This window comes from Streptomyces sp. CA-111067 (assembly GCF_050956065.1).
Classification (GTDB): domain Bacteria; phylum Actinomycetota; class Actinomycetes; order Streptomycetales; family Streptomycetaceae; genus Actinacidiphila.
Window position 1 is genome coordinate 1805814 of sequence record NZ_CP192103.1, and the last position, 16755, is coordinate 1822568.

A 16755-nucleotide genomic window follows, 5' to 3' on the forward strand; every position below is an offset into this window, starting at 1 on the left:
TCGTTGAACCTGACGGAGGACGGAGGCTCGGATGGACAGCGCGCTGCGCCCGGTCCTGGTGCTGTGCATAGCCGTGGGGATCTCGCTGGCCGCGGGTTACGCCCTCGACCGCTCACTGCGGCGGGTGGACGCCCGGCACCCGGAGACCCCGCTGTGGCACCTGCTGCGGCGCTGCGGCATCCCGCTGCAAGTGGTGCTGTGCACCGCGATCCTGCGCGGCGGCTACCGCACCGCGCACTTCTCCGACCGGCACGAGGACGCCGTCGGCCAGTTCCTGGTGCTGGTGCTGATCGCCGCGTCGGGCTGGCTGGTGGTCCGGTCGGCGGCGGCGATCACCGACTCCTCGTACGCCCGCTACACGGCGGTCTCCCGCGACATCGGCAAGATCCGCCGGCTGCGGACCCAGGTCACGCTGATCCAGCGGGTGTTCAGCGCGATCGTCGGGGTGATCGCGGTGGCCTCGATGCTGTTCACCTTCCCCGCGATGCGTACCGTCGGCGCCTCGGTGCTGGCCTCGGCCGGCATCATCGGCATCGTGGCCGGTGTGGCCGCGCAGGCCACCCTCGGCAACCTCTTCGCGGGCCTTCAGATCGCCTTCGGCGACATGGTGCGGATCGGCGACACCGTGGTGGTGGACGGCGAGTGGGGGGTGGTGGAGGAGATCACCCTGACCTTCCTCAGCGTCCGCACCTGGGACGAGCGGCGGATCACGATGCCGGTGTCGTACTTCACCAGCAAGCCGTTCGAGAACTGGTCGCGCGGCGACCCGCGGATGACCGGCACGGTCTTCTTCTACCTGGACCACTCGGCGCCGATCGACCTGATGCGCAAGCGGATGCTGGAGATCCTGGAGCAGGCCGCCGAGTGGGACCGCCGGGCCTGGGGCCTGGTGGTGATCGACACCACACCGAGCGCCATCCAGGTCAGGGCGCTGGCCACCGCCAAGGACGCCGACGACATCTTCACGCTGCGCTGCATCGTGCGCGAGCAGCTGATCGACTGGCTGCGCTGCGAGCACCCGTACGCGCTGCCGCGGATCGCCACCGCGCCGGCGCCCGGCCAGGACGAGGAACGGCTGCGGGAGGCGGCGCCGATGCCGGACTCCAAGGACCTGGGGCCGGGACCGGGTGCCCGCTGAGCCCTCCGCCGGGGAACCGGGTCAGACTCCGCGCACCGAGCGCAGGTCCAGGTGCCGCAGCACCCGGTCCACCACCTCGGGGTCGTAGCCGGGCTCGCTGCGGGCGGCCAGCACCTCGTGCCGGGCCGCCGACATCATCTCCTCCTGGATCCGGCGCACCGACTTCAGCCGCATCACCCGCCGGCTGTGGCTCTCCCGCCGCTCGTCGTCCACGATGTCGGGGCAGATCCGGGCGCCGAGGTCGAACGCCCTGCGGTGCAGCTGCTCCGACAGCTCGTCGGGGAGCGGCTCGGCCGCCTCGATGTCCCGCAGCCGCTGCTTGGCGGCGGTCATGGCGCGCAGCGCGAGCATCTTCTCCAGGTCGTGCTCGGCGTCGATGTCGCTGCGCACGCCGAGCCGCCGCACCAGCCAGGGCAGCGTCAGCCCTTGCAGCACCAGCGTGGTGAGCACCACGGTGAAGGCGATGAAGAGCAGTTCGGCGCGGGCCGGGAAGCCGTCGCCGCTGTCGGTGGTCAGCGGGATCGCCAGCACCAGGGCGATGGACGCCACCCCGCGCATCCCGGCCCACCACATGATGACGGTCTCCCGCCAGGTCATCGGGATGTCCTCGTCCAGGTCCCGGGTCCGGTGCATCCGGCGGGCGATCCAGGCGGCGGGCAGCAGGTAGAGCAGCCGCACCCCGACCACCACCGCGGTCACCAGGGCCGCGTGCCGCACCATCGGCCCCCAGTTGCCCGCGCCGACGCTGAACACGTTGTGCATCTCCAGGCCGATCAGCCCGAACGCGATGCCGGTGACCAGGGTGTCCACGATCTCCCAGAAGGTGTTGCCGGCCAGCCGGGCGGTCACGTCGTCGGCCTCGAAGGCGTACTCGGCCAGGAACAGCGCCGTGGTGAGCACCGCGAGCACCCCCGAGCCGTGGAACTCCTCGGCCAGCGCGTAGGAGGCGAACGGCACCAGCAGCGACAGGCCGATCTGCAACGTGGGGTCGCCGACCGTGCCCATCAGCTTGTTGGCGGCCCAGCCGAGCGCGAAGCCGACCGCGACGGCGACCACCGCGGACAGGACGAGCTCCAGGGCCGCGTGCGGCAGCGAGAACTCGCCGGAGACCGCGGCGGCGATGGCCACGTGGTAGAGCACGATGGCCGTGACGTCGTTGAACAGCCCCTCGCCCTCCAGGGTGGAGATCATCCGCCGGGGCAGGCCGAGGCTGCCGGCCACCGCGGTCGCCGCCACCGGGTCGGGCGGCGCCACCAGCGCGCCCAGCGTGAAGGCGGAGGCCGCGGTGATGCCGGGCACCACCGCGCCGGCCACCGCGGCGACCGCGGCCATGGTGACGAAGACCAGCGCCACCGCGAGCAGGAAGATCGCCCGCCGGTTGGCGGCGAACTGCCGCCAGGAGGTGCGCTGTACGGAGGCGTAGAGCAGCGGCGGCAGCACCAGCGGCAGGATCAGGTCGGGGTCGATCCGCACGTTGGGCACCTGCGGAACGGCCGCGAGCACCGCGCCGACCAGGGTCATCAGTACCGGGGACGGCAGCTTCAGCCGGTCGCCGAGCGGCACCATCACGATCGCGGCGAGCATGAGCGAGAAGAAGAGGGCGAGCTGGTCCACTGCGTCAGCCTGCCATGGCGGCCGTGCCGAGCGGCCCGTCAGCGCCGGTCAGCGGCGAGAAACCTGTCAGCCGGCGGTGGCCTCGCGGCCGGCCGCGGCTCGGGCGGTCACTCGCTGTCGGACCTGATCACGTCCAGTGCGTGCTGGAGGTCGGCCGGGTAGCCGCTCTCGAACTGCACCCACTCGCCGTCCGCCGGGTGCTCGAAGCCCAGCCGCACCGCGTGCAGCCACTGCCGGGTCAGGCCGAGCCGCTTGGCCATGGTCGGGTCGGCGCCGTAGGTGAGGTCGCCGACGCAGGGGTGCCGGTGGGCGGCCATGTGCACCCGGATCTGGTGGGTGCGGCCGGTCTCCAGCTTGATGTCCAGCAGGCTCGCCGAGCGGAACGCCTCGACCAGGTCGTAGTGCGTCACGGACGGCTTGCCCTCGGCGGTCACGGCCCACTTGTAGTCGTGGGTGGGGTGCCGGCCGATCGGCGCGTCGATGGTGCCGCTGAGCGGGTCGGGGTGGCCCTGCACCATGGCGTGGTAGCGCTTGTCCACCACCCGCTCCTTGAACTGCGCCTTCAGCTTGGTGTACGCGCGCTCGGACTTGGCGACCACCATCAGCCCCGAGGTGCCGACGTCGAGCCGGTGCACGATGCCCTGCCGCTCGGCGGCGCCCGAGGTGGAGATCCGGTAGCCGGCCGCGGCCAGGCCGCCGATCACGGTGGTGCCGGTCCAGCCGGGGCTGGGGTGGGCCGCGACCCCGACGGGCTTGGCGATGACGACGATGTCCTCGTCGTCGTACACGATCTCCATGCCCTCGACCGGCTCGGCGACGAGCTGGACCGGCGCGGGCGCCGCGGGCATCTCGACCTCGAGCCACGCCCCGCCGTGCACCCGCTCGGACTTGCCGGCGGCCGAGCCGTCGATGCAGACCTTGCCCGCGGCGGCCAGTTCCGCGGCCTTGGTGCGCGAGAAGCCGAACATACGAGCGATGGCGGCGTCGACGCGCTCGCCCTCCAGGCCGTCGGGCACGGGCAGCGAACGAACTTCGGGAAGCGTACTCACCTGTCGAGTATGCCGGACCGGGCGGCGGCCTCAGTCCCGCGCTTCCCCGTCCCGCTCCTTGGCGGCCTGCGCCCCGGGCTCCGGTGCCTCCCGGCTCGCTTCCCGGTTCCTGGTGCCGTCCGGCTCCACGCCGAGGAAGGAGAGCAGCACGATCAGCACGCCGCCGCAGGTGATCGCGGAGTCGGCGAGGTTGAAGACGGCGAAATGCGCCGGGTCGATGAAGTCCACCACCCGGCCCTTGAAGCTGCCGGGCGACCGGAAGACCCGGTCGGTGAGGTTGCCGAAGGCGCCGCCGAGCAGCAGGCCGAGCGCGATCGCCCACGGCACGCTGTAGAGCTTGCGGGACAGCCGGGCGATCACCACGATCACGCCGACCGCGATCACCGTGAACACGATCGTCATGCCCTGGCCGATGCTGAAGGCCGCGCCGGCGTTCCTGATCACGTCGAGCTGCAGGTAGTGGCCGATCAGGTGCACCGAGTCGTGGTGCTCCAGGCTGTGCACCACCCAGATCTTGGACCCCAGGTCCAGCAGGTACGCCAGCACCGCCACGCCTATCAGCACCGGCACGCGGCGGCCGCGCCGGGGCGCCTCCTGCGCGGAGTCGCCGGCCGCCGCGGATTCGCCGGTGACCGCGGTGTCGCCGGTGGCCGCGGTGACGCCGGTCGCCCCGGTCTCGCCGGGGCCGGCGTCCGCGTCCGGTGTCTCCTCCGGCGTGGTGATGGTGCGCTCCGCTTCCGTCACGTGAGTCCCTCAGCCTTTGTGCTCCGTGCCCGTCAGGCCGAATCCTGACTGATGACGAGGGTACGGCACACCCGCGCGGGGATCAGCTCAGCGGCGCTCCTGCCGCTGCTTGTCGTCCAGGCACAGGGTGGCCCGCGGGAACGCCTGCATCCTGGCCTTGCCGATCGGGTTGCCGCAGACCTCGCACAGGCCGTAAGTGCCCTCGTCGAGCCGGTGCAGCGCGTGCTCGGCCTGCACCAGCGTCTCGCGGGTGTTGGCGGCGAGCGCGAGCTCGGACTCGCGGGTGATGTTCTTCGAGCCGGTGTCCGCCTCGTCGCCGGTGGCGTCGCCGCCGTCGCGCATCAGGCCGGCCACCGCGGCCTCGGACGAGGCGATCTCGGTCCGCATCCGCTCCACCTCGCCGAGCAGCTCGGTGCGGGCCTCCGCGACCTCCTCCGCCGTCCACGGGTCCTCACCCGGGAGCACGGCGAGCACGCCGGGCTCCGCCGCGGTCCGCGCCGCGGGCACCGCGGATCCCGACGCCGTACCCGCGGCCGTACCGACCGCGCTCTTCTTGGCTGCCACCTTGCCGGCTCCTGTCTTCTTCGCACCCGTCCCGGCGCTCTTCGCCGGTCCGGCCCTGCCCGTCGTCTTCTTGGCGGGGGCCGCCTTGTCGGCGGCCCTCTTCGCCGTGCTCTTCTTCGCCGTGCTCTTCTTGGCTGCCGCCTTCTTCGCGGCGGCCTTCTTGGTGGTCGCCTTCTTCGCGGCCGTCTTCTTCGCGGTCGTCTTCTCGGCCGGGCTCCTGACCGTCTCGTCGGCGGGTGCGTCGGCCAGCCGCTGGGTGACCGTGGTCCTCCTGGCCGCCTGGGCGGCGACCGTCCTCCTCCCGGACCCGTCCGGCGCCGGCGCCTGGGTCCTCTTCCCGCCACCTGTCGTGGACGCGCCTTCGCCGGGCGCCTGGCTGTTCGGCGACCGCCCGGCGGCAGCCGGCTTCTTCACGACCATGGCCGCGACCCCTTCACATTCGTGAGCTTCGTCCGCGAATCGTGCCGGAAACGGTAAATCGGCTCCGGACCCGCGGCAACGGGGCACGCGGCCTGCGCCGGTCCTTCCACCGGGGCGGCGGGACCAGACAGGTCTGCATCGGTTGTGCCCAGCTCACCGCCAGGTATTCCGGCACCTTGCGGTAACGATCCGGGAGGGCGGGCGTCCGGGCGCGCGGAGCGGGCCCATTCGGGTCAGCCCCGCACCCGTGCGGCGGCGGCCGTTCCCGTCGGAGGCACCGGCGCCCGCGGCGGAAAAGCGTTCTCCGGGGCCGTCCCCGCCCCCGTACACTGGCCGCAGCGAAAGGCGTGGATGGGACGAGTAGCGCCGCACGCAGCCAGCAGCGACCCGGGGACGGTGGGAGCCCGGGGGTGTGCGCGGTGCGAAGATCAGCCCGGAGCCGCCGGAGGAAAACCCGCGGGCCCAGCCGGCCGCGGGCTAGTAGAACCGGCGTCGCTGCCCCAATGAGGGGGCGGTGCGGTCCGTGAGGACCGGGCAGACCTGGTCCGCGAGGACCGGGAGCCTCCGGTCCGACAGGGCCGGTCCACCGCCAAGGAGGGTGGTACCGCGGGAGCCGCAGCGCTCTCGTCCCTTCGACGGAGCACGACCACGTCCGCCGGAGGAAGGCCCGATGAGCCCGAACAGCCAGCCCCAAGAGAGCCGGCCGCAGTACCGCCAGGTGCCGGCCCAGGTCGATCTGCCCGCCCTCGAACACGAGGTGCTCGGCCTCTGGGACCAGCAGAAGACCTTCGCCCGCTCGGTCGAGCAGTCCCGCGGCCGCCCCGACTGGATCTTCTACGAGGGGCCGCCGACCGCCAACGGCAGGCCGGGCGCCCACCACATCGAGGCCCGGGTCTTCAAGGACGTCTTCCCCCGCTACAAGACGATGATCGGCCACCATGTGACCCGCAAGGCCGGCTGGGACTGCCACGGCCTGCCGGTGGAGCTGGCGGTGGAGAAGGAGCTGGGCTTCACCAGCAAGCAGGACATCGAGGAGTTCGGCATCGCGGAGTTCAACGCGAAGTGCCGCGAGTCGGTGACCCGGCACACCGACGCCTTCGCCGAGCTGACCACCCGCATGGGCTACTGGGTGGACCTGGAGAACGCGTACCGGACCATGGACCCGGAGTACGTGCAGTCCGTCTGGTGGTCGCTGAAGCAGATCTTCGACAAGGGCCTGCTGGTCCAGGACTACCGGGTGGCCCCGTGGTGCCCGCGGGACCAGACCGGCCTGTCCGACCACGAGCTGGCGCAGGGCTACGAGACGATCGTCGATCCGTCGGTCTACGTCCGCTTCCCGCTGACCGGCGGCCCGCTGGCCGGCCAGGCCGCGCTGCTGGTCTGGACGACCACGCCGTGGACCCTGGTGTCCAACACCGCCGTCGCCGTGCACCCCGACGTCCGGTACGTGGTCGCCACCGACGGCAGCGAGCAACTGGTCGTCGCCGAACCGCTGCTGGGCAAGGCGCTGGGTGTGGGGGCACCTCCCGGGCCGCTAGGCCCAGGGGGCGGCTGGACGGCGACCGGGCAGTCGTTCACCGGCGCGGAGATGGAACGCTGGACCTACCAGCGGCCGTTCGAGCTGGTCGACATCCCGGACGCGCACTATGTGGTCAATGCCCGTTATGTCACCACCGAGGACGGCACCGGCCTCGTCCACCAGTCCCCCGCCTTCGGTGAGGACGACCTCAAGACCTGCCAGGCGTACGGCCTGCCGGTGGTCAACCCGGTCCGCAAGGACGGCACCTTCGAGCCCGGTGTGCCGCTGGTCGGCGGGGTCTTCTTCAAGAAGGCCGACGAGACGCTGGTCGCCGAGTTGCAGTCCGCCGGACGGCTGTTCCGGCACCTGCCGTACGAGCACAGCTATCCGCACTGCTGGCGCTGCCACACCGCGCTGCTCTACTACGCGCAGCCGTCCTGGTACATCCGCACCACCGCCGTCAAGGACGCGCTGCTGCGGGAGAACGAGCGGACCAACTGGTACCCGGACTCGGTCAAGCACGGCCGCTTCGGCGACTGGCTGAACAACAACGTGGACTGGGCGCTGTCCCGCAACCGCTACTGGGGCACCCCGCTGCCCATCTGGCGCTGCGCGGACGGCCATCTGACCTGCGTCGGCTCGCTCGACGAGCTGACCGGGCTGACCGGCACCGACCAGTCGGGCCTGGACCCGCACCGCCCCTACATCGACGCGGTCACCTTCGACTGCCCGGAGTGCGGGGCGACGGCCGGCCGGGTGCCCGAGGTGATCGACGCCTGGTACGACTCGGGTTCGATGCCGTTCGCGCAGTGGGGCTACCCGCTGCACAACAAGGAGGTCTTCGAGCGGACCTACCCGGCGCAGTTCATCTCCGAGGCCATCGACCAGACCCGGGGTTGGTTCTACACGCTGATGGCGATCGGCACGCTGGTCTTCGACCGGTCCAGTTACGAGAACGTGGTGTGCCTGGGCCACATCCTCGCCGAGGACGGCCGCAAGATGTCCAAGCACCTGGGCAACATCCTGGAGCCGATCCCGCTGATGGAGCAGCACGGGGCGGACGCGGTGCGCTGGTTCATGGCGGCCGGCGGCTCGCCGTGGGCGGCCCGCCGGGTCGGCCACGGGACGATCCAGGAGGTGGTCCGCAAGACGCTGCTCACGTACTGGAACACGGTCGCCTTCCAGGCGCTCTACGCCCGCACCTCGCTGTGGGCGCCCAGCGCGGCCGACCCGGCGGTGGCCGACCGGCCGCTGCTCGACCGCTGGCTGGTCGGCGAGCTGAACGTGCTGGTGCGGGACACCACCGAGGCGATGGAGTCGTTCGACACCCAGCGGGCCGGGAAGCTGCTCTCCGGCTTCGTGGACGACCTGTCCAACTGGTACGTGCGCCGGTCCCGGCGGCGGTTCTGGCAGGGCGACCCGGCCGCGCTGCGCACCCTGCACGACGTGGTCGAGACCGTCACCCGGCTGATGGCGCCGCTGGTGCCGTTCATCACCGAACGGGTCTGGCAGGACCTGGTGCTGCCGGTCACGCCCGGCGCGCCCGACTCCGTCCACCTCACCTCGTGGCCGGTCGCCGACGCCTCCCGGATCGACCTGGTGCTGTCGGAGCAGATGCGGCTGGTACGGCGGCTGGTCGAACTCGGCCGGGCCACCCGCGCGGAGTCCGGCGTCAAGACCAGGCAGCCGCTGTCCCGGGCGCTGGTCGGCGCGGTGGGCTTCGAGCGGCTCTCCGAGGAGCTGCGGGCGCAGATCGCCGAGGAGCTGAACGTGTCCTCGCTGGCCTCGCTCGCCGATGTCGGCGGGTCGCTGGTGGACACCACGGCGAAGGCGAACTTCCGGGCGCTCGGCAAGCGGTTCGGCAAGGGCGTCCAGGCGGTGGCCGCGGCGGTCGCGGCGGCCGACGCGGCGGCCCTGTCGGCGGACTTGAGGGAGCACGGGCAGGCGACGGTGGTCGTGGACGGCGCGGAGGTCGCGCTGAGCCCCGACGAGGTGATCGTCACCGAGACGCCCCGCGAGGGCTGGTCGGTGGCCTCGGACTCGGGGGCGACGGTGGCACTGGACCTGGAGATCAGCCCGGAGTTGCGGCTCGCGGGCCTGGCCCGTGACGTGATCCGGCTGATCCAGGAGGCCCGCAAGAACAGCGGGCTCGACGTGGCCGACCGGATCGACGTCCGCTACCAGGCCGACGACGAGGAGGTCGCGCTCGCGCTGAGCACCCACGCCGCCCTGATCGCCGAGGAGGTCCTGGCCCGTACGTTCGAGCAGTCCGCCCCGACCGAGGGCTTCGGCTCCCCCTTCACGGAGGAGCCGCTGACCCTGACCTTCCATCTCCGCAAGGTCTGATCCGGCCGGGAGCGCGAAAAGGGCCGGGCCCCGCGGGGGGTTAACCCCGGGGGCCCGGCCCTTGGTGGTGCTGGTGCCTGGTGGCAGACGGCTAGTTGTCGTCCTCGTCGATCAGGAATCCGCGCATCGGCGTCGGCGCCTGCTGCATCGGGGACGGGGCCTGCGGGCGGACCGGAGCCATCGGCTGGGTCATCGCAGGGGACATCTGCTGCTGGCCGCCGTAGGTCGGGCCGGGGGTGTGGCCTCCCATGCCGGGACCGGCTCCGTTGCCGTAGGACGGGGCGTGGCCCATCGCGCCGGCGCCGGCCGGGGCCATCCCGCCCATGGCGCCGCTCATCGAGCCGTTGCCCATCGAACCGTTGCCCATCGAGCCGCCCATGGTGGACGCGGCGGGCAGCGACGGCGCGGCCGGCGGTGCGGTGCGCGGCGGGGCGAGCGAGTCGTCGGCCTGGTTCTCCAGCTGGCGCAGCTGCGACTCCAGGTAGGACTTCAGCCGCGTGCGGTACTCGCGTTCGAAGCCGCGCAGGTCCTCGACCTTGCGCTCCAGCGTGGCGCGCGCGGACTCCAGGGAGCCCATCGCCACGCGGTGCTTCTCCTGCGCGTCCCGCTCCAGCGCGTCCGCCTTGGCGCGGGCGTCCCGCTCAAGGCCCTCGGCGCGGCTGCGCGCCTCGCCGACGATCTTGTTGGCCTCGGAGCGCGCCTCGGCGATCGCCTGGTCCGCGGTCTGCTGCGCGAGCGAGAGCACGCGGGCGGCGCTGTCGCCACCGGGGCCCTGCTGCTGCATCGGGTGGTGCTGTTGCTGCTGTTGCTGCTGCATCGGGTGCTGGCCCATCGGGCCGGGACCCTGCTGCTGCATGGGGTGCTGCTGCATCGGACCGGGGCCCTGCTGCTGCATCGGGTGCTGCTGCATCGGACCGGGACCGTGCTGCTGCGCGCTGGGGCCGGGCGGCAGCTGCGGCATGCCGCCCTGCTGCTGCGGCGGGCCCATCTGCTGCTGCGGCACCGGCTGCGGTCCGGATATGGCGGCGGGTACCGGCCGGTCCTGCGGCTCGGGCTTGCGCATGCCCTGCTGCTGGTTCTGCGCGGCGGCACGAGTGGCGGCGGCCAGCTTGGCCCGCAGATCCTCGTTCTCGCGGAGCAGACGGGTCAGCTCCGCCTCCACCTCGTCGAGGAAGGCATCGACCTCGTCCTCGTCATAGCCTTCTCTGAGGCGAACGGTCGTGAACTGCTTGTTCCGAACGTCCTCGGGGGTCAACGGCATCTCTTCACCTCAACGTGATCGCGACATATCGGGAGCCCGCACCGTTCACATCAACCGTCCAACGACGTAGACCAAGATGTACACGATGATCATCAATACGAAGAAGGACAGGTCGAGCGCCACGCCCCCGAGACGCAGCGGCGGGATGAACCGCCGCAGAAGCTTGAGTGGCGGATCAGTGACAGTGTAGGTGCCCTCCAGGACCACCACCATCGCCTTCCCAGGGTGCCATGAACGCGCGAACTGGAAGACGTAATCCATCACCAATCGGAAGATCAGCACGAACAGGAAGCAGTACAACGCGATGTACAGCACCTGGAGTGCGACACTCATCGCGCTTCCCTCTCCCCTGCTCGTTCGTCGGCCGGTGGCCGGTTCCTGCGGTTACGTCTCGTTCAGCTCTGGTTGAAGAACCCGCCCTCGGCGATACGGGCCTTGTCCTCCGCCGTGACATCGACGTTAGCAGGCGACAGCAGGAAGACCTTCTGCGTCACCCGCTCGATGCTGCCGTGAAGCCCGAAGACCAGACCCGCGGCAAAGTCGACAAGTCGCTTCGCGTCCGTGTCGTCCATCTCCGTCAAGTTCATGATCACCGGGGTGCCCTCACGGAAGTGTTCCCCGATGGTACGGGCTTCGTTGTAGGTCCGGGGGTGGAGCGTGGTGATTCGGTACGGCTCCCGCTCTGACACGACCTTGGGCATGATCACCGGTGCGTTCTTCTCCAGGCTGTGGCGTTCGGGTGTGATGGATGCCACGGGAGCGATCCGCGGTTCGCGGGGCGCCGGGGCGTGTACGAGGCGCGCCGGCTCGCTCGGCGGCGGCTGCTGCTGGTGCGGGCTCGGCGGAACGTGCTGGGGACGGCGAACGGCCGCCCGCTCGGGTTCCGCTGCCGCCCTGGCACTCGGCGGCGTGGCCATCTCGGGCTCGAACTCGTCGTCCGGGTCGAAGCCCGGCCCGTCGTATCCGTCGTCCTCCACGAGGCCGAGGTAGACCGCCATCTTGCGCATCGCGCCGGCCATGCTCTGCGTCCTCTCAGCGGGGTTGCGCGGTCCTCGACCGCCCGGGGACGGCCGCCACACCATATTTATGCTGTGGTCCGACTTGTTTGGTGACGTTACCGGAGCCCGGGACGGACTCCGAGTACCGCCGTACCGACGCGAAGATGTGTCGCCCCGGCAGCCACGGCCTCGTCGAGGTCCTGACTCATCCCTGCCGAGACCATGTTCGCAGCCGGATGCGTCTCGCGCAGGCGGGATGAGATTTCCGTCAACCGATCGAAGGCGGCGCGGGGTTGTCCCGCGTACGCTCCGGCCAGCGGTGCGACCGTCATCACCCCGTCGAGCCGCAGTCCCGGCGCCACCGCGATGGCGTCGGCGACGGCCGCGACGCCGTCAGGCGCCACACCGCCGCGCTCGCCCCGTTCGCCGGACCCGGCGTCCAGGGCGACCTGGACCAGGCAGCCGAGCTGCCGGCCCGCGGCGGTGGCCGCGGTGGACAGCGCGCCGACCAGCCGGAGCCGGTCGACCGAATGCACGTGGTCAGCGTAACGGACCACGGAGCGTGCCTTGTTGGTCTGCAACTGGCCCACGAAGTGCCAGTTCAGCGACAGATCAGCACATTCGGCGGCTTTCCGGGCGGCGTCCTGGTCGCGGTTCTCGGCGACCTCGCGGACGCCGAGCCCGGCGAGCAGCCTGATGTCGCTCTCCGGGTAGGTCTTGGTGACCACGATCAGGGTCACGTCCTTGCGGTCCCGCCCGGCGGCCTCGCAGGCGGCGGCGATCCGCTGCTCGACCCGGGCCAGGTTCGCGGCGATCTCGGCGCCCCGGTGCTCGGCGCCCTCCTCTGCCGGGATGCTCACGGGCGGCCGTCCAGCCATACGTAGCCCGCCAGCCGGCCGGTGGTCCGGTCGCGGCGGTAGGAGAAGTGGTCGGCGGACTCCAGGGTGCAGATCCCCGGCCCGCCGGCGGCCGGCACCCCGGCGCGGGCGAGCTGTGCGCGCACCCCGGCGGCGATGTCGACCGCCGGAGTGCCCCAACTGGTCTCGGCGTACGCCTCGGGCACCACCGCGGCGACCTCGGCGCGCAGCGCCTCCGGCACCTCGTAGCACTTTCCGCAGACCGCGGGTCCGAACACCGCGCTGATCCGGGCCGGTTCCGCGCCCAGGCCGGTCATCGCGGCCACGGCGGCCGGCACCACGCCGGCCACCAGTCCGGGGCGTCCGGCGTGCGCGGCGGCGGCGACCCCGGCGACCGGGTCGGCCAGCAGCACCGGCAGGCAGTCGGCGGTGAGCACCGCGAGGGTCAGCTCGGCGCGGTCGGTGACCAGGGCGTCGACCGCGGGCACCGGCCCGTCGCCCCACGGCCGGTCGACCACCGCGACCTCGCTGCCGTGCACCTGGTTCATCCACACCACTCGCGCCGGGTCGCGGCCCAGCGATCCGGCGGCGCGCTCGCGGTTGGCGGCGACCGCGGCCGGCTCGTCGCCGACCGCCCCGCCGAGGTTGAGGCTGTCATACGGAACGGCGCTCACCCCGCCCCACCTGTCGGTGAATGCGAAGTGCGCGCCGTCCGCGGTTATACGGTGTGCGGTCAACTGCCTGACATCACTTCAGGAAGTCGGGGACGTCGAGCTCTTCGGCCGCGCTGTCCTGGTAGGGGCGGGCCGGCGGCACGACCGGCGGCGCCGCCGGGGCCGAGGGGGCCTCCGCGGCCGGCTCCGGCTCGCGGTCCCGCTCGGTGGAGGACGGGCCCGCCGACGGGACGCTGCCCAGGCCGCCGAAGGACGGCGCGGGCCGCTGCGGCTCGCTCTGGCCGCCGATCCGCGGCGGCGAGGCCGGTGTCGGGTCGAAGCTGGAGCCGCCGGTGGAGGTGCTCGCCCCCATGTCCCGGGTGCTCTTGGTCGGCGGCTGGCCGCCGTCGAAGCCGGCCGCGATGACGGTGACCCGCACCTCGTCGCCGAGCGCGTCGTCGATGACCGCGCCGAAGATGATGTTGGCCTCCGGGTGGGCGGCCTCGCTGACCAGTTGGGCGGCCTCGTTGATCTCGAACAGGCCGAGGTCGGAGCCGCCGGAGATGGACAGCAGCACCCCGCGGGCGCCGTCGATGGACGCCTCCAGCAGCGGCGAGGAGATCGCCATCTCCGCGGCGGCCACCGCCCGGTCGTCGCCGCGCGCCGAGCCGATGCCCATCAGCGCGGAACCGGCCTCGGACATCACCGACTTGACGTCGGCGAAGTCCAGGTTGATCAGGCCGGGGGTGGTGATCAGGTCGGTGATGCCCTGGACGCCGGACAGCAGCACCTGGTCCGCCGAGCGGAACGCGTCGAGCACGCTCACCTGGCGGTCCGAGATCGACAGCAGCCGGTCGTTGGGGATGACGATCAGGGTGTCGACGTTCTCGCGCAGCCCGGCGATGCCGTCCTCGGCCTGGTTCGCGCGGCGGCGGCCCTCGAACGTGAAGGGGCGGGTGACCACCCCGATCGTGAGGGCGCCCAGCGAACGGGCGATGTTGGCGACCACGGGGGCGCCGCCGGTGCCGGTGCCGCCGCCCTCACCCGCGGTGACGAAGACCATGTCGGCGCCCTTGAGCACCTCTTCGATCTCCTCGCGGTGGTCCTCGGCGGCCTTGCGGCCGACATCGGGGTTGGCGCCGGCGCCGAGGCCCCGGGTCAGTTCCCGGCCGACGTCGAGCTTGACGTCGGCGTCGCTCATCAGGAGGGCCTGCGCATCGGTGTTGATCGCGATGAACTCGACGCCCTTGAGACCGACCTCGATCATCCGGTTGATGGCGTTGACGCCACCGCCGCCGATACCGACGACCTTGATGACTGCGAGGTAGTTCTGCGGTGCTGCCACGTCGAAGGCCTCTCGCCTCGAGTTACGAATCGTGTGGGACGGTCGGTACGCTCGCCGGGGCCGTTCCGAACCCTGACCGTGAGGTTTAGGGTTACCAGTATGCCTGTCCCATGTGTTCCTTTGGGACGAGACACTAAGTCGACAAGCGGTAGAGGTTCAACGAACACGCCGAACCTACCGTTTTTCTTTTCACCCTATGTGATCACGCAGGTCCATGTACGGCCAGGGGGCGAACTGGTCGGTACTGGACGTCGCGCACACATCAACTCCCGGACGCGGCAGGGGCGGTGGGGGCACTGACGTCGTAGTGGGTGGCGTGTGGCCTGGCCGTCATCAGCGCGCTGAGCACGGCGGCCTTGCGTGCGCCCTGCTCCGCGCTCCCCCACAGCACGTCGCGCCCCCCGGTGAGTTCGACGGTGATGCCGTCGTAGGACCGCACCCGGATCGCGGTCGCCTTGCCGTGCACGGATTGCGGAAGATCCGCCGAGACCGCAATCGCGGCCTGCAGCAGTCTCTTTGTTCCGAAGTGCTGAACCCCGGCCGACTGGTCGGGGGTCAATTGTACGAGTGGTACTCCGCGCGGCGCCCGGTCCACGGTGGCGAATCGCACGCCGTCGCGGTCGACTTCGGTGAACCGGCTGCCGGTCCTCAGCACCGCGGAGGCGGTCCGCTCGGTCACTTTCACGGTGATGGTGTGCGGCCAGGAGCGCGCCACCTCGGCGTCCTTGATCCGCGGCAGCGCGGCCAGCAGCCGCTTGCGCGCCTTGCCGGTGTCCACCGAGACCAGCGCGCCGCCCAGCGGTACCCCGGCGGCGCGCTCGACCTGAGCGGGGGTCAGCTGCACGGTGCCGCCGACGGTGACCCGCTCCGCGCGGAACCAGGAGGAGCCGTAGACAGCCCAGCTGCCGCCGCCGACCAGCACCGCGAGCGCGGTCACCGCGATCAGCACCGCCCGCAGCGGCAGCCGCTCCGGCAGCGTGATCCGCAGCCGGGGCAGGCCGCCGCGGGGCGGCGGACCGGGCGGGCGCCCGCCGGGGCGCCGCGGCTGCGGCGGCCTGGGGCCGCCCGCCTGCGGCGACTTGGCTCCCGCTGCCGGTCCGGACACGTCGGCCTCCCGTGGTGTTGACGCTGGCTGGGCTTGTCCGCCCTATCGTGCCCGGCCGGCGGCCACCGCCTCGTACACCATGCCGAGCAGCAGCTCGTCCGCGTCACGGCGGCCGAACTCGGCGGCGGCGCGGGACATGTCGTAGAGCCGGTGGGGGTCGGTGAGCACCGGCAGCACGTTGGCCAGCACCCAGTCGGGCGTCAGCTCCGCGTCGTCGACCAGCAGTCCGCCGCCGGCCTTGACCACCGGCTGGGCGTTCAGCCGCTGTTCGCCGTTGCCGATCGGCAGCGGCACGTAGGCGGCGGGCAGTCCGACCGCGGACAGCTCGGCGACGGTCATGGCGCCGGCCCGGCAGAGCATCATGTCGGCGGCGGCGTAGGCGAGATCCATCCGGTCCACGTACGGCACCGGGCGGTACGGCGGCATGCCGGGCATGTTGTCGGACCGCGGCAGCTCGTTCTTCGGGCCGACCGCGTGCAGGATCTGCACGCCGGACTGCTGGAGCCGGGGCGCGACCGAGGCGATCACCTCGTTGAGCCTGCGGGCGCCCTGCGAGCCGCCGGAGACCAGCAGGGTCGGCAGGTTCTGGTCGAGGCCGAACGCGTGCCGGCCCTCGGGGCGGACCGCGGCCCGGTCCAGGACGGAGATCGAGCGGCGCAGCGGGATGCCGATGTAACGGGCGTCGCGCAGCTTGCTGTCGGGGGTGGAGACGGCCACCGCGTGGGCGTAGCGGGAGCCGATCTTGTTGGCCAGGCCCGGGCGGGCGTTGGCCTCGTGCACCACGATCGGCACGCCGAGCCGCTTGGCGGCCAGGTAGCCGGGCAGTGCCACATAGCCGCCGAAGCCCACCACGCAGTCGGCCTTGGTGCGTTCCAGTACCTGCTCGGCCGCCTTGATGGTGCCGCGCAGCCGGCCAGGCACGGTGATCAGCTCGGGGGTCGGCCTGCGGGGCAGCGGTACGGCCGGGATCAGCGCGAGTTCATAGCCGCGCTCGGGCACCAGCCTGGTCTCCAGGCCCTTCTCGGTGCCCAGCGCCGTGATCCCCACGGTCGGGTCCTGCCTGCGCAGGGCATCGGCGAGCGCGAGCGCAGGCTCGATGTGGCCGGCGGTCCCCCCACCGGCGAGTACGACATGCACCGAAA

At 71.9% G+C, this 16755-nt stretch carries 14 protein-coding genes; 2 read left to right on the plus strand and 12 right to left on the minus strand.

The features are described 5' to 3' along the window. Window positions 1-31: 31 nt before the first annotated feature. The gene (locus ACQPW6_RS07900; protein ID WP_433888824.1) at window positions 32-1138 is read left to right on the plus strand and encodes a mechanosensitive ion channel family protein; all 1107 of its coding nucleotides are present in this window, start codon (window positions 32-34) and stop codon (window positions 1136-1138) included. A 21-nt stretch (window positions 1139-1159) separates the two neighbouring features. On the opposite strand, the gene ACQPW6_RS07905 is transcribed toward ACQPW6_RS07900, so the two are convergent. From ACQPW6_RS07905 to ACQPW6_RS07920, 4 genes are all read right to left on the minus strand, one after another. Further along, entirely contained in the window at window positions 1160-2752 is a 1593-nt protein-coding gene (locus ACQPW6_RS07905; protein ID WP_433888825.1) for a Na+/H+ antiporter, read from the minus strand. 107 nt (window positions 2753-2859) lie between these two features. Beyond that, the gene (locus ACQPW6_RS07910) at window positions 2860-3801 is read right to left on the minus strand and encodes an RluA family pseudouridine synthase (protein ID WP_433888826.1); all 942 of its coding nucleotides are present in this window, start codon (window positions 3799-3801) and stop codon (window positions 2860-2862) included. Window positions 3802-3831: 30 nt separating this feature from the next. Beyond that, a complete protein-coding gene (lspA, locus tag ACQPW6_RS07915) occupies window positions 3832-4545 on the minus strand; it encodes a signal peptidase II (protein ID WP_433888827.1) in 714 nt (237 codons plus the stop codon). A gap of 87 nt (window positions 4546-4632) precedes the next feature. Continuing rightward, on the minus strand, window positions 4633-5529 hold the full coding sequence (locus ACQPW6_RS07920) for a TraR/DksA family transcriptional regulator (RefSeq protein ID WP_433888828.1): 897 nt from the start codon (window positions 5527-5529) through the stop codon (window positions 4633-4635). Between the two features lie 670 nt (window positions 5530-6199). Between ACQPW6_RS07920 and ileS the strand changes: the two genes are divergently transcribed. Next, window positions 6200-9394 (plus strand): isoleucine--tRNA ligase, encoded by a 3195-nt coding sequence (ileS, locus tag ACQPW6_RS07925; RefSeq protein ID WP_433888829.1) that lies wholly within the window; start codon window positions 6200-6202, stop codon window positions 9392-9394. Window positions 9395-9485: 91 nt separating this feature from the next. On the opposite strand, the gene ACQPW6_RS07930 is transcribed toward ileS, so the two are convergent. The 8 genes from ACQPW6_RS07930 to murG form a co-directional block, all read right to left on the minus strand. Continuing rightward, window positions 9486-10655: a DivIVA domain-containing protein gene (locus ACQPW6_RS07930; RefSeq protein WP_433888830.1), complete on the minus strand. Its 1170-nt coding sequence runs from the start codon at window positions 10653-10655 to the stop codon at window positions 9486-9488. Between the two features lie 45 nt (window positions 10656-10700). After that, entirely contained in the window at window positions 10701-10988 is a 288-nt protein-coding gene (locus tag ACQPW6_RS07935) for a YggT family protein (protein WP_433888831.1), read from the minus strand. Between the two features lie 62 nt (window positions 10989-11050). Next, window positions 11051-11674 carry a cell division protein SepF gene (locus tag ACQPW6_RS07940; protein WP_433888832.1) on the minus strand — a complete coding sequence of 208 codons (624 nt, stop codon included), beginning with the start codon at window positions 11672-11674 and terminating at the stop codon, window positions 11051-11053. A 95-nt stretch (window positions 11675-11769) separates the two neighbouring features. Further along, the gene (locus tag ACQPW6_RS07945) at window positions 11770-12507 is read right to left on the minus strand and encodes a YggS family pyridoxal phosphate-dependent enzyme (RefSeq protein WP_433894461.1); all 738 of its coding nucleotides are present in this window, start codon (window positions 12505-12507) and stop codon (window positions 11770-11772) included. 2 nt (window positions 12508-12509) lie between these two features. After that, window positions 12510-13247 carry a peptidoglycan editing factor PgeF gene (pgeF, locus tag ACQPW6_RS07950; RefSeq protein WP_433888833.1) on the minus strand — a complete coding sequence of 246 codons (738 nt, stop codon included), beginning with the start codon at window positions 13245-13247 and terminating at the stop codon, window positions 12510-12512. A gap of 10 nt (window positions 13248-13257) precedes the next feature. After that, window positions 13258-14508, minus strand: coding sequence for a cell division protein FtsZ (gene ftsZ / locus ACQPW6_RS07955; protein ID WP_433888834.1), 1251 nt, complete (start codon window positions 14506-14508; stop codon window positions 13258-13260). A gap of 262 nt (window positions 14509-14770) precedes the next feature. Then, window positions 14771-15613, minus strand: a complete 843-nt coding sequence (locus tag ACQPW6_RS07960) for a cell division protein FtsQ/DivIB (protein WP_433888835.1) — start codon at window positions 15611-15613, stop codon at window positions 14771-14773. A gap of 42 nt (window positions 15614-15655) precedes the next feature. Next, window positions 15656-16750, minus strand: coding sequence for an undecaprenyldiphospho-muramoylpentapeptide beta-N-acetylglucosaminyltransferase (gene murG, locus ACQPW6_RS07965; RefSeq protein ID WP_433888836.1), 1095 nt, complete (start codon window positions 16748-16750; stop codon window positions 15656-15658). Window positions 16751-16755 lie beyond the last annotated feature (5 nt).